Below are 20847 nucleotides of genomic sequence, written 5' to 3' on the forward strand. Positions count from 1 at the left end.
AATCAATGTTTTCTTATTAATTCTTCCGCAGGAAGTTGACCAGTAGCATTTTTGTAAACCTTAGCGAAATACCCTGGCTTGTCGTAACCAAGCTTATAGGCTACTTCATTAACTGTATTAAATTTGCCGCTTTTTAAAAACGCTTGTGCTAATAAAACTTTTTCATTCAAAAAGAATCTATTAGGACTGGTTTTAAAGAGTTTTTTAAATACTTTATTATAGCGGGAGATGGACATACCCGCCATACTTGCTAAAAAATCGATACCTGGAAATATGTCTAGAAGCTGGCCCATCATGTAGTCTCCCGTATGCATGACGAGTGACATTTCTGATTCAGATAACCGCCCCAATACTGCTGGTCCGTGTTCAGTCATGCGTTGTATGAGGTATCCAAAAGCCTGTAGTGCTGCTCCTTTCAAACTTAGCTCAAAACCAGGATCATCATAACTGCGTTCTTTTAGTCTAAGTAATGCAAGACGAGTACGACTATCTATATGGCTGTAGAAAAAGATGTTGTTCTTTTTTCCATCAAATACTTTTTCAGCCATATGTATTGGCATGTCAATCTGAAGGTGTTCTTTTAGTAATTCTTTAGATATGAGTAACCGAAAAGAATACATTCGTTGCGAAACAGGGGGAGTGTAAGTGCTTTTTAAAGCAGCATCTACAATGGCCATTCCTAGTTTGGAGTGATAACCTACCTGATGATTAGTTTCGTTTACGTGGTGAATACTGATCTCATCACTCAGGTCATAATAGGCAATGCAAAAGGCTTCTTTACTAGCCACTTTTGTAAATTCAATGCGCTCTTTAAAAGTCAGATCTACAATGAGGACCATCAACCCAGGCATAACTTCCATAAAATAGGAACCACCACGGGCAATGTGATCAGGGAATTTCAACTGACGGGAATTAATGAGTTGAGCACCTAGCTTATCCATAAAATCCTGCCTCCAGCTTGTATCCAGAGCCATGCTATGTGAAAATTTTTTCGGTATATCTTTATAGTGGCTCACTATAGTAAGTTAACGTAATCTTTAGGCAGTACTCCAAAATGATTTTTAAATAATTCTGTTAAATGAGAGGGGTTTGTAAAGTTTAGTTTATCTGATATTTCTCCAACTGTATAATGTCCGGAAGCAAGAAGTTCCCGACTCAGTTCCAGTTTGTTGTTCAGGAAAAAAGCGTTTGGACTGAAACCCGTAATCTTTTTATAAAGCATTTTGTATTTCGTTTCCGACATGCAGGCTTGGGCGGCAAGGCTAGCAATTCCAGGAAATACCCCGGTTACATTTTTAGTCAGGCTAGCCTGGGAAGCCATAATCAGACTTACATCCACACCGCTAAGTTTTCCGATCAAGATCTCACGCTTCATTAAATGTTCCAGGTAGTCGCTTAAAAGGTTATAAACTGTTGCACTCAAAAACAAGTCATAAGCGACACTTCCAGGTATTGACTTTCTAAATTCATTGATGATATGCCAACTAGCTCCACTCATATGATCATAATGGATAATTGTATTTTGTGCTTCATCGAATATAGTGTCTAACACTTTATTAAGTATTCCCATTTTAGCCAGGTATTCTCGAAGCATACGCTTTTTTACGAAGATCGATATATTGTAAGATTTGCTTCCTGCTTTTACGAGGTAGTCAAGGTCAAGATGGGCATCTATAATGGCCAGATTATAATTCCATCTTCCAACGGAACGAGAAACTTCATCCATGATATGGATAGATTCTCCTTCAGTAAGGTTAAAGTATATACCTGCAAAATCTGTTTTATCATTACGTAATCTGAACAATACATCCTGATGATAGGTTACATCAGCAAGTAAAACAGTAATATCTTCATTTATGGCTAATGTATAGCGTGTTCCTGTATGTAATTCATCAGGGACAATAGTATAGTTGCCCTCTACATATCCTCCCATTTCGACAGCCATTTTTTCTACCCAATCTGTTTCAACCCCAAAAGGATGTGTTATTTCTATCATGAGTATTGATCTTGTTTAACATTAGATAAATGGGTATTTAAAGATAATTGAATTTATTAAAAAAATAAGGATTGGTCTTAATCTGATATTTTAAAACATAATTGTGGCCTTTGCACTTTATAGCTAGGAGTACCTTTGTACTATAAGTAACACCAAATTATTTGTATGAAAGAATTTACCATGAAAAATAAGAACTACATCGTATTGCTGTATATAGTTATTGGAAGTATATGGGTATTTTTAAGCGATCAGGTTGTTTCAGCATGGATTGAAGCTATGCCTGCTGAAGACCGTGCAATGATAAACAGTCTGAAAGCCTTTCTATTTATAGGCATTAGTGCCTTATTGTTGCAGTACCTGATTAATCTTTACCACAAAGGGCAAAAGAAAAATTTAGCTTATCTAATGGAAAGCCTTGAGGAAAGCAGAAAACAACAGGCACTGATCAATGAACAGAACAATTTACTGAAAGAGATTGCCTGGATCAATTCACACGAAATACGGAAGCCGGTAGCCTCAGTAATGGGTTTATCTGCATTGATTAAAGAAACCGATGATCAGTCAGAAAAAGGAAAGTATTACGTCATGATCGACGGTTGTGTAAAAGAGTTGGATGAAATAGTCCAACAGACTGCTGATAAACTAAATTTGCTTATCGATTGAATATTTATTTGCTAAAGACACTATACAAACTCCAATAAAATTCTTGTAGGAACTTTTGTCCTTATTCAGAGCTATTATTGGTTTAGTGCGACGAAACCATTTTAAGTCCTATAATAGAACCGATTAGCGTAGCTATAAAAAACAACCTTAAAAAAGTAGCCGGTTCCTTGAACACGAAAATGCCTATTAGAACGGTCCCTACAGCACCAATGCCAGTCCATACTGCATATGCTGTACCTAAGGGCAATGTTTGTGTTGCTTTTAACAGAAGGTACATACTGATGAAAAGACAGGCAATAAAGCCAGCATACCAAGAATACATAGTGGTGCCTACAGCTTCTTTTGCCTTGCCCAGACACAAAGTAAATCCAACTTCGAAAAATCCTCCCAGGATTAGTATTATCCAGTTCATAATTATATGCTATTTTTATTATTGCAAAAGTAGCATTTCTATTTTTTTATATTGGCTTTAATCCATTTTTCATAAGCTAACATGAAATTTTTCAAAGATTCTCTTCTGGATTCATTAATGAGCTCGCCATTATCGTCAAATAATGCTGCAGCCCCACCAATATATGCCTCAGGCTGTGCCATAGTAGGCACGTTAACAAAAACCAAAGACTGACGCAAATGATGATTAGCACCAAAGCCACAAATGTTTCCAATAGAAACACTGACAATAGCTCCAGGTTTTTCATTCCATGAATTCTGACCATAAGGACGAGAGCCTACATCAATAGCATTTTTTAAAACAGCAGGTACAGAACGGTTATATTCAGGTGTAACAAAAAGAACTCCATCTGCAGCAATAATTTGTTCCCGAAATACTACCCATTCATTTGGCGGTGTAGCTTCCAGATCTTCATTAAACATGGGAAGATTTGCGATACTGACTATTTCCAGGGATAGAGATTCGGGTGCAACAGCAATTAATGCTTTTGCAGTTTTCAGATTGAATGATTCTTTGCGAAGGCTTCCTACTATAACTGCTATTTTATGCTTTTCCATTGTCTTGATTTTTGATTTAACTCAATACTATTGAAGTTAATTATTATTTCTTTGTTATAGTAGATTTTTTAGAAACATAAATAACTATTTAGATATTTCAGAACCTACCTTAATTATTGACATATAGATTAAAATTTAGGAATGAGTACTAGGTTGCTTTTAAAAGACATTGACATCTTATTTTTTACTTCAGAATAATGTATTACAACTCATTATTTTACTTTAATGATTTTTAATTTAATTATTAGATTATTACTGTTATTATAATGACTTTCGTTATATTTGAATAGGGGTTTAGCCAGCTTTAGTAACAAAAATAGCAAGCCTATGAAGTAGAAAAAATATACAACAAATTGATCATTTTTAAAATGAAGTATTAATTAAGGAGTCTCGCTTTCCAAATTCTGACAAGTGAAAGAGCAGGGATAATAGATTGATGCCTATAACAAAATGAAAACATATCTGGTGACTGATCTTTACCGATCTGATTTAGCTAACAATGGATATTACTGTTTTGATGGAGAAGATTTTTTAGTTTACCTCATGGCATCATCAGAAAATGAAGCAGTAAAAGCAGTAAGAGAAATTAGAGATTCTGCAGGAAATCTACTGCTTAGTTAAGGAGATGACTCCAAGTATACTCCAACTATATACCAAGTTGACACCGACTTTTCTAAGAAATAGTTGGAGTATAGTTGGTGTTTAATCATTTTCAACTTGGTTCTTTGCTGATAGGAGTCCTAAGCTTTTGCTAATTGTATTGTTCTATTTTGAATTGACTTTTTTGATCATGGCAAAATTTAATGGTAAATACATGACAGGTACAGATGGAGCCTACTGTTTATAAAGATAGACATCCACTATATTTACTACTATTATAGATGATCTATTTCCTCATTGTAAGAATTTTCACAAAAGAAAACTCTTTGGAGCGATTAATAACATGAAACTCAATTAAGTAAATTTGACAAATCGATAAAATGATATACAGAAATATAAAAACTAATGGAAATCTTTCAATATTAAATATTGGTGAATTTGATATTTATCATGAAAGCAACGATCGGGTCTATCTTCGAAGTGTTATAAATAAACTGTTTTCTATTGGTGATGAAGTATTTTTCTTTTTTAGGAGAGAAGAAGATTTGACTGAAGATTCTGAACTAAGAATATTAAGAGAAAAGATTTTTAAGAAGTTTGAGAATGAAGGTAAATTCGAATATTTATTTAAAGTTGATCAAAGGCAGTTTGATGCGATAGCAGTGATTCAATTTGATTTTAGTACGCCAAATCTTATCATTGATTTATGGAAGTATTTCTATGCTTGTAGTCTTTTTAAGCCCATTAATGACTTGACTTTTGAAGAGTATAAAGATTATTTAGAGGTAAATGGAGTTGATGATATTAATGGGCTGAAAAAATTATGGAATCGACTTTCTGATTTTATTCTGATTAAGGGACTTGGCGCCGATCATTTAATCCTTAGTTATGTTTCGGATTTAAAAATAGAAGACGTAGTTTGATAGTTGATTTATTATAATAACACAAAAAAGGTCGACCATTCGGCCGACCTCAAATATTGTTTGATAATTACTTATTCCTAAGTTTAAATCTTCGATAGGAGATAAACGCCAATACAAAAATACATCCTATAGTTACATAAACCCATGATGGGATCGGAACAGGATCACCTTGCGCATAAGAATGCAATCCTGTTAAGTAATAATTCACCCCGAAATAGGTCATGATAATCGTTGAGAAACTCAACAACGACAATAAGTTAAACAAGTATTTAGTTCTTAAACCTGGGATCAAACGAACGTGTAAAACGAATGCATAAATGATCACTGAGATAAACGCCCATGTTTCTTTAGGATCCCAGCTCCAGTAACGTCCCCAACTTTCGTTAGCCCAGATACCACCTAAGAAAGTACCCACGGTTAGCAAAAACAGCCCCACTGTTAAGGACATTTCGTTTACAATCGTTAATTCTGTAATAGAAGATTTTACCTTAGCACTGATTTTATTGTTGTCAATAACATATAAAACTAAGACCACTGTACCTATTAGGGCACTTAGTCCGAAGAAACCATAACTAGAGGTGATAATCGCTACGTGGATCATCAACCAATAAGACTTAAGTACCGGAACCAATGGTGTAATCTGCGGGTTCATCTGGGATCCACCATGTGCAAATCCCATTAAAATAACAGCAATTAAACAACCTGCTGCAGGGATAAAAGCATTACTGTTTCTATACATTCCCAATCCAGATAATACCCCAATCCAACTGATGAACAATACGGCTTCGTAACCATTACTCCACGGCTCGTGTCCTGAAATATACCATCTTGTGGCCAATCCAAATCCTTGAAGGAATGCTGCAATACTGATTAAGATCAATACAAAGGTGACCACTTTATCAAGTGTTTTAGAATCCTTAAACAACTTAAAGAATGCCAGACTTAAGATTACCGCACCTAACAGAGCATAAGTAATCATCAGATTAAGGAAAATATTCCATGAGTTATAGCTGATCTCCCAAAATACTTTAGTATCTGAAGGCATTACCTCTTTACCAAATTTCAATTGGATGGCTTTGAACTGATCTAACGTAGCATTGGCAGCAGACCAGTCGCCTGTCTGTTGAGCATCTTTAATGTTTTTAGCATAGCGATCAATAGGATTTAATTCGCCTGCAAGGGGAGAATCACGCACTGCTGAAGGCATAGCAACCCAGGTATTATTCTCATCGCCAGCTATAGGGAAGATGCGCAAATACTGTCCATTGATCAATGCCTGCATAGCCTGAAGCTTATCATTCAGCTCAATGATCTCTTTATCGTAGTTGTTTTGCTCAGCTGGTTTTCGGGCAAAAGCTTTTGAATAATCATCTTTTAATATAAACTGAAGGGCTCCATCTTCGCCTATCTTTAATAGGTTAATCATGGACGTATAACCACCTTCATTCGCTTTAACGGCTTTTAATAAACCAGGACCTCCTTTAGCACCAATTTTAATGAGTGGAACATTCATCCATATAAAAGGTGTAGTAGAAACAGAAAGGAAGAATTGATTAGCGTTCAAGCTATGAAAACGGTCTTTACGATGTAATTTCCTTAGAATTTCTAAGGCCATTGTATTGATAGGTTCAACTCTTCCATCTATATTCTGAACTGGTAAATGACCGAATTTATCTGCATGTACCAAATCTATTTTTATGGAAGCTGCAAACTGTACAGGTTCTACTGTTTTAGCCGACAACATCATTTCAAGCTCTGCCTTACCCGGTTGCACATGGTTATGGCCATCATGTGCGGAATGATCATGTCCCTCGCCAGGAGCATGATTGTGGCCATCGTGTTCTGAATGATCGTGTCCTTCCCCAGGGGCATGGTTATGCCCATCGTGTGCTGAATGATCATGACCGTCATCAGCAGGCATTTGTGCTTGTGGCTTTACAAGCCCCGGAATAGCTGAAGAGCCATTTTTACCGTGCATATCGATCTTCTGACTAAATGCAGCACTTGCAGGAAGGAATAAAAGCAACAGTAAAAGTGATTTTGACTTGGCTGATTTAGAAATACTTTTCAATTGCTCATTTAGTTTTGAAAAATGTGTTCCTTTCCAGAATAGAGTAACGAACATACCAAGGAATAATAAAGTATAGCCGATATAAGTAACGTTTGTACCCAATTCATCATGATTTACAGAAAGTACTGTTCCTTGTTCATCATCATCAAAACTTGCCTGGAATAGACGATATCCTGCCTTATCCAATACATGGTTCATATAAATTTTGTAAGGTGTATCTTGTCCACCTTCCTGAATTAGCACATCTGAAGAATAAGAGGAGGGACTGCTACTTCCTGGATATTTCTCCATTTTAAAGTCCACTAATTTAACTGAAAACGGAGTTCTGTAGATTTTAGAACCGTAGGCCATTGAAATTAATAATCCTCCAATTTCACTTTGATGCTGGAAATTAGTGATTCCCTTTCCACCATAGAAAGAAACTGTATCTATACTATTTGGAGTGGTTACTTCCACTTTAACCAGATCCGGATCATGTTCATTTTTTGTTTTATCACCTTCAAAATAAATGATATCGCCAGTAACAGGTGCTTCTGGAATCACGAAAGCCAATCTCCCGAAAGTATACAGACTTCTTAAATTAAAAGGTTGTGCCGGACTATTTTCAATGACAGGCTTCTTTTCCTGAGTGGCCATAATCATATAGTCTCCGGCAAAAGGTGATGCAATTTGTAAAGCGCCATTTGCATCTGAGATATTAATGGCACCAGGTGTTTCTTTATTATAACTCACCAACATATTTGCGATGAGCTGTACTGTTCCAGCAGGAACATATTTGTTTACCCGTTGTCCTGCCTCTGAAACTACTAAATGTAAAGTCGGTTTTCCAGCAGGGTTATGAACCAAAGAGTCTTGTGCTCTTGCATAAAAGTCAATTACTTTTACCTTAACGCGTTGTCCATGGTAATCATATTCAGCTTTAAAAGTCTTTTTGAAAGGCTTTAAATAGCTTGGAATACGGTTCGAGATTAAGATGGCCTGTTGATCATCATAAGCCAAAGCCTGTTCATCTTTTCCTATCTGCATTTTGAAAAAGGTTGCATCAGAAATGATTGCATCTGAGGATTCCCCTTCTCTGATGTGCATTGAGCCTTCAAAACTCACATATCGTGTAATATACCCACCAATAAAGATAATCACAAAAGCAAGGTGAAACACCAATAAAGGCCATTTTTTGCGTTGTGTAAGCTGGTACCTACTGATATTACCAATAAAGTTGAGCACAAGGATAACCATTATTAATTCAAACCACCAGCAATTGTATATCAATGCTTTGGCGACTGTTGTCCCGTAGTCATTTTCGACAAACGTGGCCATGGCCATAGAGAAAGCATATAACAATAACATAGCACCCATCATTCGGGTGGAAAAGAGAATCTTGCCTAACCTTGTAATCATTCGTGTGTTGTTCTTTTTCTTTTGTGCCGATTTTTTCAGCGGCATAAGGAGTTGTTCCTTATAGGTTACCGCAAAGATGCCCCGACAGAATCAGAAAACTTAGACTTAATAATTTTATGGCAAAAAAAAGACGATACGAGATGATTTTTACCAATTAAAACGCTTTGTCGCAATGTTTTTGTTACAGTTGGAGATCATTTAATCCTATATTCGTTATATTATCTTGGAAGACCGAGAAAAAGTCCTCTATAAATTTAGATCCTTTAGTAGATATGAAAGTTGCAGTTTTTAGTACAAGTAGTTATGACGAAGCTTTTTTAAGTAAGCATAGTACCGGTCATGATATTAAGTTTTTTAAAGTATCCCTTTCTGAGGAAACGTTTTCATTGGCAGCCGGATATGAAGCCATTTGCATTTTTGTTAATGATATACTTGACAAGAATATACTCGATAAATTAAAGGTGTTGGGTCTTCAATTAGTGGTTTTACGTTGTGCAGGCTTTAATAATGTTGATGTTCGACATGCAACAAAATTAGGAATTCCAGTTTTACGCGTGCCGGCGTACTCTCCCGAGGCTGTTGCTGAACATGCCATGGCCTTAATTTTAACACTTAATCGTAAAACCCATAAGGCTTATAATCGCGTAAGAGAAGGTAATTTTTCCTTGGAAAGACTCATGGGGATCAATCTTAATCAAAGAAAAGTCGCTGTGATAGGAACAGGTCATATCGGACAAGCCTTCTGTAGAATTTTGAACGGATTCGGATGTCAGATCAAAGCTTATGATCCTTTTCCAAATCAGGAATTACAAATTTTAGGAGTTAAATATGGAACACTTGAAGAGACTCTGAAGGATGCTGATATTGTTTCATTACATTGTCCACTTAATGCTGATACTCAGCACTTGATCAATGCAGAACGTCTTAGCTATATTAAGCATGGTGCTATGCTGATCAATACGGGTAGAGGAGGGTTAATCGATACATCAGCGATTATCTCAGCATTAAAGACAGGTATGATTGGTGCTCTTGGTCTTGATGTTTATGAGCAGGAATCTGAATTCTTTTTTCAGGATTTTTCTGAATCAATTATTCAGGACGAACAGCTTAGTCAACTGATATCTTTCCCCAATGTGCTGATTACTGGCCATCAGGGCTTTTTAACCCATGAAGCGTTGACAGAAATTGCGAAGGTGACTTTTAATAATATAGATGCTTTTAAAGATGGCCTAGCTTTATTGAATCGTATTGGAATTAATACTTAAAAAGGAAATGTTTTATGAACATGGATATACAGACTTATAATGATTCTCAGTCGGCATTAGAACGACAAATCTGTAATATATTATCTGCTGAAATTAATCGAAATCTCCCAAAAGCCGAAAATAAGATCTGGCATGCACATCCTGTTTGGTTTATAAATGAAAATCCTATTGTAGGCTATAGCAAACTCAAATCTGGAATTCGTTTGATGTTTTGGAGTGGTTCTGATTTTGATGAAGCAGAACTAAAGATAAACACCGGTAAATTTAAAGATGCAGCTATTACTTATACGGCTCCTGAACAGATTAACATAGAAGATCTTGCCCGTTGGATTGAAAAATCAAAAGTTATACAATGGGATTATAAAAATCTAGTGAAAAGAAAAGGCGTATTAATTCGTATTGAATGAAATACCTTCCTGCAATACAATCAAAAACCCCTCTGAATTATATTCAAGAGGGGTCTGTCAATGTATTATAGAAGGATTGTTTATTGTTTATTTCTGGAAACGGTATGCACCTTCAGTTCCTTCGAAGTAAAGGGCACCGTCTTCACTTTTTACCGTAAGAGCAGGGTGTATTACCTTGCCATCTTTCAATACCTTCCAGGTACCTGGTAAAAGATCAGTAATTACGAATTTAAATGTCCCCTTACCAACAACAGAGAAGTTAAATAAACCGTTAATAGTTTCGAAATTCTTACTGAAAGTAGTTATTCTATCTGCAATCTGTACACCAACTATCTTATCACCGTCTATACGTTTAACAGCGTGTAGTTTTTGTTGCGTGTTATCTGCAACCTGCATCACATTCAGGTAGTAATCTTCAGCTGCTGCTTTTTTTGGTGTGATTTCTATGCGCCATGCCCCACGTTCCAAAGCTTCATCTGTACCTGGTTTAGGATCGTTTTTGTAATTGGTACCAAATACCCAGAACTCTTTATCCTTACCTCCGACAGACTTAATATCTGAATTAGCAAGATCAGGTAGGAGGGATGTATTAACCAACATGCCACTATCGCCATTTTTTGTACGTTTTATAGTAATCTGGTTGCCTTTTATTTCAGGTTCTTCAATACTGTGCAACAGCCAAAACTTTTTAAAATCAGGATTAGAAGATACTACTTTATCAAAAACAATCATTGCTGCAGGAACCTTGTTGTCTTTAAGATTCAGGAACATAAACGACCGTTTTACTTCTTTTACTTTTGCCGAATAGGCTTCTGTAATATCACCTTTTAGATAAGTGTAGTCAGGTGCCTGATTATTTGGTCCAAAACCCTGACCAAGAATTTTTCCTGTTTTAAAATCACCTGCAAGCATTTCTTTAAGCTCTTTTGGTGCAGTCCAACCTTTTCCAGGCAAACGTTGACCACCATCATTGGCTGCAAAGTCAGTTTTATCTGATCCGCCATATCCATGAATACTGAATATCTCTTTTGGATCGTAAATCAACAAGCTATTATGCGCTATAGTACGCTTGAAGAAGTTTTTATTGTGAGGACTGTTATAACCTCCGGAAGAGCCTGTATACGACCCGGCATCAATTGCCAAAGGACCTTTGTAATAAATCTGGAATGAACCGGCATCGTGGTGCTGGTGATTAAGGAAATTATATTCATTGATTTTCATCTCTGCAATTACGCTTTCCGGACCCCATCCAGTACGAGCAACCATCCATCCAAAAGGAGATCCGGAATATCTGGACAAGGGTAAATCATCAGGCTTTTTACTCCCTAGTTTGGTATCACGCCATAAGAATTCGAATAGTTTGCAATGCGGTTCTACTCTAGGATCTTTAAGGAATTCGTAATTAAGATATTCATCTTTATAATAACTACCTGCAAGGAATGTAGGTAATGAATAATATTTAGGCCTTTTTCTGGTGTAATCAACATCTCCACTCGGCATAATCTGACCATCCGGACGGCGCTTATAGATCATATCATAAAGAACGAATTGTTGTCCAGGATGAAATACATTGCCTGCACCCATACGGTCTAATATCCAAAGTGCAAAGAGATCATTCGTAAACCTAACATTCAGGTATGACATTCCCTGATGATAGTTCTGAGAAGGATAAAACCAGTTGCGTGCAACCAGATGTTCTTTAAAGAAACGGCCAGCAGCAAGATTATACATTTCAGGAAACTCATCATAAATTGCTATACCAACAGAAAGCAGGTCCCGCATAATCATCCACTCCGAAGCATGTCCTACAATAGAATTATCTTTTACAGGGGGATAGCCACATTCCAGCATCTTTGCTAATCTGACAAAGGCTTTAACAAAACGTGTTTTCTCTTCAGGTTTTAACTGATCATAGCACCAATCGTACACGATGGCTCCGGTTACCATAAACAGACCAATACCTCTCGAAATATCACCAGCTTTCTTAAAAGTAGCTGTTTCCAGCGTATCTATAATAGAGGTAATAGCTGCTCGTCCTACTTTCGGATTTTTGGTCATCAGGTATTCTAAAGCTTGCAATTCGACTCTTACAGTAAGTCCTTTCTGATTGAAATAAAAACGAAAGTCCTTGACTTCTGGAATTTCTTCAGGCTTCCAGTCTTCCTGCATTTTAATCATGTCGTTCCAGACCTTTTTCAAATCTGGATCATTTTTTCTGTTCTTTAAATCAGGAACATGTTGTTCTCGAACGTATAATCGTGGATGAACTTTAGGAGGTACAGGCATAGACACACCATCCACTTCTTTCCAGATCACATCAGTCTTGATCTGAGAATAGCCTTTTGTTGTAAAAACAAAAAGTTGTACAACAAAAACATACAGGTAAAGCTTTTTCATATAATTGGTTTAATAGCTTGGCCGCTTATTATTATCCGACCTTGATAAAACTCAAGGTAAAAAGATTATAGCTTATCAATATGGCTCATCTGCGCTTTTCAACATAATTGAAATGAATTTATTGATTTTCTAAACTCATACAAGGTCAATTTATGGCTCTGCTTAAGCTAAAGTTTTTGCATTTTGTCTTAAATGGCATATCGGGAATATTCGATATTATCATTTAGCTGTCATCAATTCTCAATTAATTGGAATATCGGAAAAAGTCGATATATCTTTGTGCTATGAAACAGTTAGATATATTTAAAGCACTTTCCAATAAGACGAGGTTAGACATTCTTGCCTGGTTAAAAGATCCTGAAGCAAGCTTTCCGGAGCAAGTTCATGCAGGCTTTGAAGTTGGTGTTTGTGTGGGAGAGATCCAAAAGAAAGCAGGCTTAACTCAATCTACAGTTTCTGAATACTTATCTATTCTTCAACGTGCAGGTTTGGTTGAATCTACAAGGGTAGGGCAATGGACCTATTACAAACGTAATGAATCCGCATTTGAGGATTTGAGTAAGATGATCCAATCTGATATTTAAACAATAATATATGAATACTGACAATTTATTCAGACCTTTTAGTCTGAAATCGTTAAATATAAAAAACAGGATTGTAATGGCCCCAATGACAAGGTCTTTCTCTCCAAATGGAATACCTACTGCTGATGTAGCCAAATATTATCAGAAAAGAGCTGAAGGTGAAGTTGGCCTGATTCTTTCTGAAGGAACAGTGATTGACCGCATTGCATCTTCCAACGATCCCAATGTCCCTCATTTTTACGGAACAGAAGCCCTCTCAAGCTGGGAGAATGTAATTAAAAGTGTTCACTCAGCAGGCGGTAAAATGGGACCTCAGATTTGGCATATGGGTATTATGGACAACCACCATTCTGGCTGGCTTCCATCTCAACCTTTCGAAGGCCCATCGGGTTTGAACAGACCTGGTTTTACTAATGGAAATACCATGACTGAGAATGACATTACGGAGGCAATACTAGCCTATGGGCGTGCAGCAGCTGATGCCAAACGTTTGGGATTTGATACTGTTGAAATTCATGGTGCTCATGGCTATTTAATTGATCAGTTTTTCTGGGAAGGTACAAATCTGCGCACTGATACTTATGGTGGTAAAACATTGGTTGAACGGAGTCGCTTTGCAATTGATGTAATCAAAGAAGTACGCAGACAAGTAGGAGAAGACTTTGCAATAATTCTTCGATTGTCGCAGTGGAAACCTGCAGATTATACCAACCAACTGGCAAAAACACCAGAGGAATTGGAAGCCTGGTTAACTCCGATGGCTGATGCTGGGGTCGATATTTTCCATTGTTCGCAACGTCGCTTCTGGGAACCGGAATTTGAAGAATCTGACTTAAACTTTGCCGGATGGGCCAAAAAATTAACAGGAAAAGCAACAATTACTGTGGGCTCCATAGGGTTAAACGGTGAATTCTTGGCTGCTTTTGCCGGAGAGAGTTCTGAACCTAGTTCGTTAGAAGAGCTAATGCGCCGTATGGATAGAGGAGATTTTGACCTGGTAGCTGTCGGAAGGCCATTACTTGCAGATCCAAATTGGGTAAAGAAAATCAGAGAAGGACAAACAGGAGCATTAAAAGGCTTTACTAAAGCTGCACTTAGTCAGCTGGTTCTAGATTAAAAAATATTCATTAAAACAAGAAAGAGCTGTTCATATGGTTATGAGCAGCTTTTTTGTACTTTTGCAAAAAAATAAAGCAATGGATTTATATAAATCAGATGAAGAGGTCGAATTACAAAGAGAGAGTTGTTTACTTGTAAGTGCTACAATTACTGAGGTCGCAAAACTGTTGAAACCAGGCATTACAACGCTTTCACTGGATGAGATGGCTGAAACATTTATCAGAGACAATAACGCAATCCCTTCTTGCAAAGGATACCACGGTTTTCCATATTCCTTATGCATTTCTGTAAATGAAGAAGTTGTTCATGGTTTTCCCGGAAAACGTATATTGAAAGATGGAGATATTGTTACAATTGATACAGTGATTTATAAAAATGGCTTTCATGGTGACCATGCTTATACTTTCATCATTGGCGAGACTTCAAAAGAGATTTTAGATTTGGTACGTATTACCAAGGAATCATTATATGTTGGCATTCAAAAAGCTGTTACCGGTAACAGAACAGGCGATATCGGTTATGCAATAGAAAATTACACGGCTAAGCAACATGGCTACGGAGTAATACGCGATTTTGTAGGCCATGGGGTAGGACGCGAAATGCATGAAGATCCACAGGTACCAAATTATGGATTCCGTGGTAAGGGTAAAAAGCTGATTCAAAATATGGTACTGGCTATTGAACCGATGATTACTTTGGGTTCTCATAAAATTGATATTCTGGATGACGGATGGACTGTAGTCTCAGAGGATAAATCAACAGCGGTGCATTTTGAACATAATGTTTGTGTGAAGAAAGGGGCTCCGTTGATCTTATCTGATTATACAATAATTGAAGCTGCAGAAAAGCAAAACATCAATTTGAATAGTAGCTATTATTAAGGAAATTACAAAGTCAGAAATTGATCCAAAGAAACATGATAATAAACATGTTTAAAATTGTGTTGGTAGCTTAATGATTCTGATATTGTCATGATAGGCAACACGGGATAATACATTATCATTAATGATCACATTTCCATTGATATCTTTTCCTGCTTCACGATATACACCCCATTTGATATAGCCTTTTTGTCCGTTAGCTAGCTGAGTGCCTGTAAAGGTTCTTGCATTCAGATTTTCTAACCTTAAAGTATAATTCTCTTCATCACTATACCGGGTATAAATTTTAAAGTAACCGGTGTTATCTAATGTCCATTTCACATCTATCCTGAAATCAATCCATTTATTGATCTGAGGCCTGAAATCTGAAATAACAGTTCCATTTCCACTTGCATCATAGCGTGCTACAATTGCATTTCGTTTGGTAAGGAGTCTAACAGGAACCGGATCTCCACCACTTACTTTTAACTGAAAAATATTATCACCATATGGTGTATTTGCAATATTCCACTGCTCCCAATCTTTTAAGTATACACTAAATTCGTACCGTCTCTCCATTCCTGGAAAGAAGAGGGAAGCTTGATTTTCCAGTGCATCAGATTCGCTACGATAGGCTTCTGCAGAGTAGTAATCAGGATTCCCAAGAGTAACCTTATGGGCAATGCCATGTTTGCTGTTTTTGCCATTAATCAAGTAAGCTGCATCGGCACCTGGTGCTACAGTAGCCCTTACTCCTGATATGCCCGAATTAAGCTGACCACTTTCATAGGTGACATTTAAAATTGTATCAGTATTTACTATTACGACTGGCGGATCTGGCGATTCATTTTTATTGGCCGGGATGACTTCCTTCTTACCGCATGCTGTAGCAAACAATAAGACAATAAAAGCTAGAGATGTAAGGTTCATACTTTTGTTCTTTTGATTTCGATCTATTTGGTTACAACAATGAAGGTACTGCGGAATGTTAAGAGCCTATTTCAATATTCTCCATAAAGCTTTTAAAATCGGTTAACTTATATAGACTATCATTGTTGTAGATCATAATTTTGATTATACAAACCATTTATTTGCAGGATTGTTAAGTATGTAGACAGACACCAAAGAAGATGCAGTATTATGGAATTCGAGCAATCAAATAACGTTATATATATTACACCGGAAGGGGATCAGGTTTTTACTTTTATCAAGTATGTTAATGATAAGAATGGTTCATATATTCTTGATTTTGATAATATTGAAGTCTCTGAGAATAAACTTAAATTAAATAACTATTCGGAGTTCAGTGTTCCGCATGCTATGAGTAAAGATCGCATTAAGGGCTATCATTATGATCAATTGATCAATCAAATTACAAAGTATCTTATTAATCATCATGCTAAAGAACATATTCAAATTTATAGAGATATGGATGTTATTTATTTTGAGTCAGCATTCCATACACCTAAAACCCTTGAAGAAAAGAAGCTATTTCAGGAAGCTATTGATAAGTTCAACAGGATTATTGGCCAGATTAACAGTATGATTAAAAGTCGCTTTAACAGAAAAATTGAGGTAATACTTAAATTCCCTCCTAATATACACCATTTACATTCGGTTCGTATTTAGTCTGGAAGACTAAGTAACCAGCTTCTAGCTGATTCGGTATCGGTAAAGAACTGGACGATGGTATTCCCAACTTTAACATTTACTGCCTTTTCTGCAGATAATCGACTAAAGGCACTGGGAGAGTATACCCATGCAAAGTATCTTAATCCTGCATTTTCCATCATTGGAAACCATTCTTGTCCTGCCCAATCTGAAGCTTCTGACCAGGTTCCCTTCACATGAGTATTGTCGTTCAACACTTTATGTAAACCACTACTTTTCAATATCGCAAGCATTCGCATACCACCATTTTTAACAGCATCTACGGTTTGGAATCCCGTCCAATCCACTTCCAGCCAATCAGCTTCATTATTTTTGATGATTCTAATATGCGAATCTTCATAAAACTCATCTTCATTGGTAATTGGTTCTGCAAGTATGGGCTCGGTAACAGGCAGCCTGAAAAAGAAAGTAGAGCCCTTACCTGGTTCACTTTCAATCCAAAACGTCCCCATATGCCTTTTAAGAATTTCGGAAGATATGAATAGTCCTAATCCTAACCCCTCAAAGCGCATACCATCATTATCAATCCGGTAATAACGGTCAAAGAGACGTTGTACATGCTCTGAATGAATACCAATGCCAAAATCCTGTACAGAAACAATTAGTGCGTTTTCAGACATCTGGCTTTTCACAATGACCTGATTTGCATTAGGCGAATATTTGATTGCATTACTAAGAAAGTTGTTGATCACTTGTTCTAACCTCAAACGATCTCCTTTAAAATTTAACTGATCGGGTTGTTCCAGAACAATCTGATGAGTTGTACTAGTCAACTGCATACTGGCAACATTGTCTTTGAGCATTTGAGAAAAGTCAAAAAGCTGAAGCTCATAACTGAGTTTTCCAGCATTGATCTTAGTTACATCAAGAAGATCGTTGATTAGCTTTTCGAGCCTGTGGATATTTTCAGTTGATTTTTCAAGATAAGTTGAGTTACGTTCTACATCTTTACTCCGCTGCAATAATTGGGTAAATGCCTTTATTCCAGTCAATGGCGTTTTCAACTCATGACTTGCGATCGAAAGAAATTCGTCTTTACGTTGTTCATTCTGTTTTTGAGCATGAATATTAGTATTAGTCCCCAGCCATAAAGTAATCTCGTCATTTTCGATTAGCGGTATTGCTCTTGCCAGGTGCCACACATATTCATTATTAGCGAATTTAAGCCTAAACTCTGTTAAATACTCTTCTCCACTGATCAAAGCTTGTCTCCAAGCAAGCAAAGTGGCCGGAAGATCATCAGGATGAATAAAATCTTGCCAGGCTTTTCCAACAATCTCATCGCCTTCATAGCCAAAATCAACAGAAACGACTTGGTTTACATAATTTAACTGACCATCAGGCAATGCCGTCCAAACCTGCTGAGGGATAGCATTAAGCATAAATTGGAAACGCTGTTTACTCTCGCTCATCCACTTTAAACTTTCATTTAGTTGATTTTGCGTCAAATTTAGTTCGTCATTAATAGCGGCTAATTCCTCATTTGCAGCTGCAAGCTCTTCATTCGATGCTGCAAGCTCTTCGTTTGCTGCTGTTACTTCTTGATTGAGCAATTGTTGTGCTTCATAAAGTTCCGCATTAAGCATTAACTCCCTTTGGTAGGCAACGCTCAGCTCGGAAGTAAATGCATTATTGAGTAATGTACCTGTCTTAGCTGCAATTGCTTTATGAAATTGACGATAATCTTCATCAATTCGCTTACGAGAAGAGGCACCAAGTACAATATATCCCTTAATACCAGAATTGCCGCTATTAATTGTCAACGCAAGAGCTTCTGTTACCGGTTCTGGCCAGTGGCAGCTTAGCGGTTCTTCAAAATAGGTATCTAAATCTTTGAGATGTGTGACTTCACTAGTATCTTTATCTTTAAGGAGTCGGGTTAAATCTCTGACTTGACCATCACTCAGACCTCCGCTAAGGATCACCTCGTCCAAACTATTATTTACATCTAAACCATATAGCGCAAAGAAGCTGATATCCATAGTGGCATTGGCCAATAGCTTATTAACTTTTTCATATGCTACTGTGAGACAGTTGGACGTAGACGCTTGGGCAAGGAAATCATTGCGAATCTCGTTCCTTCGTTCATTAATTACACGGTAGGAGGTCTCCATTACTGCATTAAACACGCCACCAACTTTTCCATCAGCCCCTACAATCGGTGAAAGCGTATAGTCAAAATAACATTCCTCAGTATAACCGTATCTATGCATATATAATGGAGCATCTGGTTTGCGGTATGAATCACCCTTTGATAAAACGCTTTCAAATTCTTGCTTTAGCCCATCCCATATTTCCGGCCAAACGATTGCACCTGGCTTACCTAGTGCCCAGGGATGCTTTTGACCTGGTATACTACTCCAGGCATCATTATATAGTAGTGTAAAATCTTCGCCCCAATACACAGCTATTGGAAACCCGGAACTCAATGCAATTGCAACAGCAGATCTCAGACTTTCCGGCCAGGTATCTGGAGATTGCAGACTGGTTACAGACCAGTCTTTATTACGGATCAGCTCACCAAGCTCACCACTGTCTTGCAAAAAGGATAGATGTTTGTGCATGTGAAACACATAGCTACTATTGTGCCGAAATTAATTTCTTCTGATTAAGTAAAGGACAGCACTTTACAAAGTTTGGGTAATGAATTTAAACTAATTCTTTTTACTTTGTTGTGGATGGAGCAATTTACAATTAAAATCAAGGTAATATTGAAAAATCTACCATGGCTTTATGTATGGCACTTATTTTAGTACTGTCAAACAGTTCTTATCAGGATTTGTTAAAAGAAGTATGACAAAACTTCAACGCTGCATCTACGTTTTACTTTTTTTCATCCTGGTCTTTGCTGGATTATATTTTGCTGCACCCTTTCTTATTCCTGTAGCATTGGCAGCAGTTTTTTCAATGCTTTTTATCAAATTTTGTAATTGGTTAGAGTGTAAAGGACTGGGAAGGGGTACAGCCTCATTATTGTGCGTAATTTGCTTCATCCTCGCTATTTCATTAATTATTTTCCTCCTGACATGGCAGCTGAATGGTCTTGTAGAAAATATAGATAACATGAAGCAACGTATGATTGTGCTTTTCTCTAATTTCCAGCATTGGATATATGAAAAGGCTGGTATAGATTTAAAACAACAAAAGGAACTAATAGAGGGGCAATCAACTAATGGTGAATCTGGAAATATGCTGGCTGCATTTGCTGGAAAAATCATGGATATATTATTAAACGCTGTATTAGTATTGGTCTATATGTTTCTGTTCTTAGTTTATCGTTCACATATTAAAAAGTTTATTCTTAAGCTTGTACCTGGAGTAGAGAAAAATGAAGCAGACGGTGTAGTACATCAAGCTGCTAAAGTTGGACAGAGATATTTAAGCGGTCTGGCAGCAATGATTGCTGTACTTTGGATCATGTATGGTATCGGCTTTAGTATAGTTGGAGTAGAAAGTGCAATCTTTTTTGCAGTACTATGTGGAATTCTGGAGATTATCCCATTTGTTGGAAATTTGACTGGAACTTCGGTAACAATACTTGCTGTGCTTGCTCAAGGTGGAGATAGCCGTATGGTTATTGGTGTTTTGATTACTTATGCCTTAGTGCAATTTATACAGACCTATATTCTGGAGCCTCTTATTGTTGGCGAGCAGGTAAACATTAATCCACTTTTTACCATACTTGCAATCGTATTAGGAGAGATGATTTGGGGAGTTGCAGGAATGGTTCTTGCAATTCCTCTAATTGGAATGGTGAAAATTGTCTGCGACCATATACCGGATTTGCAACCCTATGGTTTTCTAATAGGTACAGAAAAACAAAGAAATAGGAAAACAGGACTTCTCGACAAAATCAAATCCTTCTTGAATGTTTCAAACTAAAAG

At 37.0% G+C, this 20847-nt stretch carries 18 protein-coding genes; 10 read left to right on the plus strand and 8 right to left on the minus strand.

The features are described 5' to 3' along the window. Positions 1-2: 2 nt before the first annotated feature. Together WC623_RS10770 and WC623_RS10775 are read right to left on the minus strand one after the other, a co-directional pair. Complete coding sequence (locus tag WC623_RS10770) at positions 3-974, minus strand: helix-turn-helix transcriptional regulator (protein ID WP_372850824.1); 972 nt, start codon at positions 972-974, stop codon at positions 3-5. A 41-nt stretch (positions 975-1015) separates the two neighbouring features. After that, positions 1016-1996 carry a helix-turn-helix transcriptional regulator gene (locus WC623_RS10775; RefSeq protein ID WP_372850826.1) on the minus strand — a complete coding sequence of 327 codons (981 nt, stop codon included), beginning with the start codon at positions 1994-1996 and terminating at the stop codon, positions 1016-1018. Positions 1997-2161: 165 nt separating this feature from the next. Here WC623_RS10775 and WC623_RS10780 point away from each other — a divergent pair, with 165 nt between their 5' ends. After that, complete coding sequence (locus WC623_RS10780; protein ID WP_372850828.1) at positions 2162-2659, plus strand: histidine kinase dimerization/phospho-acceptor domain-containing protein; 498 nt, start codon at positions 2162-2164, stop codon at positions 2657-2659. A gap of 82 nt (positions 2660-2741) precedes the next feature. Here the strand turns inward: WC623_RS10780 and WC623_RS10785 are convergent, their stop codons facing one another. Continuing rightward, positions 2742-3071, minus strand: coding sequence for a multidrug efflux SMR transporter (locus WC623_RS10785; RefSeq protein ID WP_372850830.1), 330 nt, complete (start codon positions 3069-3071; stop codon positions 2742-2744). Between the two features lie 38 nt (positions 3072-3109). Then, a complete protein-coding gene (locus WC623_RS10790; RefSeq protein ID WP_372850832.1) occupies positions 3110-3667 on the minus strand; it encodes an NADPH-dependent FMN reductase in 558 nt (185 codons plus the stop codon). 450 nt (positions 3668-4117) lie between these two features. On the opposite strand from WC623_RS10790, the gene WC623_RS10795 reads away from it, so the two are divergent. Together WC623_RS10795 and WC623_RS10800 are read left to right on the plus strand one after the other, a co-directional pair. Beyond that, a complete protein-coding gene (locus tag WC623_RS10795) occupies positions 4118-4288 on the plus strand; it encodes a hypothetical protein (RefSeq protein WP_372850834.1) in 171 nt (56 codons plus the stop codon). A 359-nt stretch (positions 4289-4647) separates the two neighbouring features. Next, the gene (locus WC623_RS10800) at positions 4648-5190 is read left to right on the plus strand and encodes a hypothetical protein (protein ID WP_372850836.1); all 543 of its coding nucleotides are present in this window, start codon (positions 4648-4650) and stop codon (positions 5188-5190) included. Between the two features lie 67 nt (positions 5191-5257). On the opposite strand, the gene ccsA is transcribed toward WC623_RS10800, so the two are convergent. Next, positions 5258-8704 (minus strand): cytochrome c biogenesis protein CcsA, encoded by a 3447-nt coding sequence (gene ccsA, locus WC623_RS10805; RefSeq protein WP_372850838.1) that lies wholly within the window; start codon positions 8702-8704, stop codon positions 5258-5260. A gap of 227 nt (positions 8705-8931) precedes the next feature. On the opposite strand from ccsA, the gene WC623_RS10810 reads away from it, so the two are divergent. Both WC623_RS10810 and WC623_RS10815 read left to right on the plus strand, forming a co-directional pair. Continuing rightward, on the plus strand, positions 8932-9924 hold the full coding sequence (locus tag WC623_RS10810; protein WP_372850840.1) for a 2-hydroxyacid dehydrogenase: 993 nt from the start codon (positions 8932-8934) through the stop codon (positions 9922-9924). A 14-nt stretch (positions 9925-9938) separates the two neighbouring features. Further along, on the plus strand, positions 9939-10331 hold the full coding sequence (locus WC623_RS10815; protein ID WP_372850843.1) for a DUF1801 domain-containing protein: 393 nt from the start codon (positions 9939-9941) through the stop codon (positions 10329-10331). A gap of 87 nt (positions 10332-10418) precedes the next feature. Here WC623_RS10815 and hepB read toward each other — a convergent pair whose 3' ends face one another. Beyond that, positions 10419-12728, minus strand: coding sequence for a heparin/heparin-sulfate lyase HepB (hepB, locus tag WC623_RS10820; protein WP_372850845.1), 2310 nt, complete (start codon positions 12726-12728; stop codon positions 10419-10421). A 284-nt stretch (positions 12729-13012) separates the two neighbouring features. On the opposite strand from hepB, the gene WC623_RS10825 reads away from it, so the two are divergent. The 3 genes from WC623_RS10825 (at position 13013) to map (ending at position 15312) form a co-directional block, all read left to right on the plus strand. Continuing rightward, entirely contained in the window at positions 13013-13312 is a 300-nt protein-coding gene (locus WC623_RS10825; protein ID WP_372850847.1) for an ArsR/SmtB family transcription factor, read from the plus strand. 10 nt (positions 13313-13322) lie between these two features. After that, a complete protein-coding gene (locus tag WC623_RS10830; RefSeq protein WP_372850849.1) occupies positions 13323-14429 on the plus strand; it encodes an NADH:flavin oxidoreductase in 1107 nt (368 codons plus the stop codon). A 79-nt stretch (positions 14430-14508) separates the two neighbouring features. Further along, the gene (gene map / locus WC623_RS10835) at positions 14509-15312 is read left to right on the plus strand and encodes a type I methionyl aminopeptidase (RefSeq protein WP_372850851.1); all 804 of its coding nucleotides are present in this window, start codon (positions 14509-14511) and stop codon (positions 15310-15312) included. A 51-nt stretch (positions 15313-15363) separates the two neighbouring features. Here map and WC623_RS10840 read toward each other — a convergent pair whose 3' ends face one another. Beyond that, a complete protein-coding gene (locus tag WC623_RS10840; RefSeq protein ID WP_372850853.1) occupies positions 15364-16221 on the minus strand; it encodes a heparin lyase I family protein in 858 nt (285 codons plus the stop codon). 210 nt (positions 16222-16431) lie between these two features. Between WC623_RS10840 and WC623_RS10845 the strand changes: the two genes are divergently transcribed. After that, positions 16432-16920: a hypothetical protein gene (locus WC623_RS10845; RefSeq protein WP_372850855.1), complete on the plus strand. Its 489-nt coding sequence runs from the start codon at positions 16432-16434 to the stop codon at positions 16918-16920. Here WC623_RS10845 and WC623_RS10850 read toward each other — a convergent pair. Then, on the minus strand, positions 16917-19526 hold the full coding sequence (locus WC623_RS10850) for a sensor histidine kinase (RefSeq protein ID WP_372850857.1): 2610 nt from the start codon (positions 19524-19526) through the stop codon (positions 16917-16919). The two genes, WC623_RS10845 and WC623_RS10850, sit on opposite strands and share 4 nt — an antisense overlap. A 229-nt stretch (positions 19527-19755) precedes the next feature. Here WC623_RS10850 and WC623_RS10855 point away from each other — a divergent pair, with 229 nt between their 5' ends. Next, positions 19756-20844, plus strand: coding sequence for an AI-2E family transporter (locus WC623_RS10855; protein ID WP_372850859.1), 1089 nt, complete (start codon positions 19756-19758; stop codon positions 20842-20844). The last annotated feature ends 3 nt before the right edge of the window (positions 20845-20847 follow it).

Origin of the sequence: Pedobacter sp., assembly GCF_041645105.1 — a bacterium.
Classification (GTDB): Bacteria; Bacteroidota; Bacteroidia; order Sphingobacteriales; family Sphingobacteriaceae; genus Pedobacter.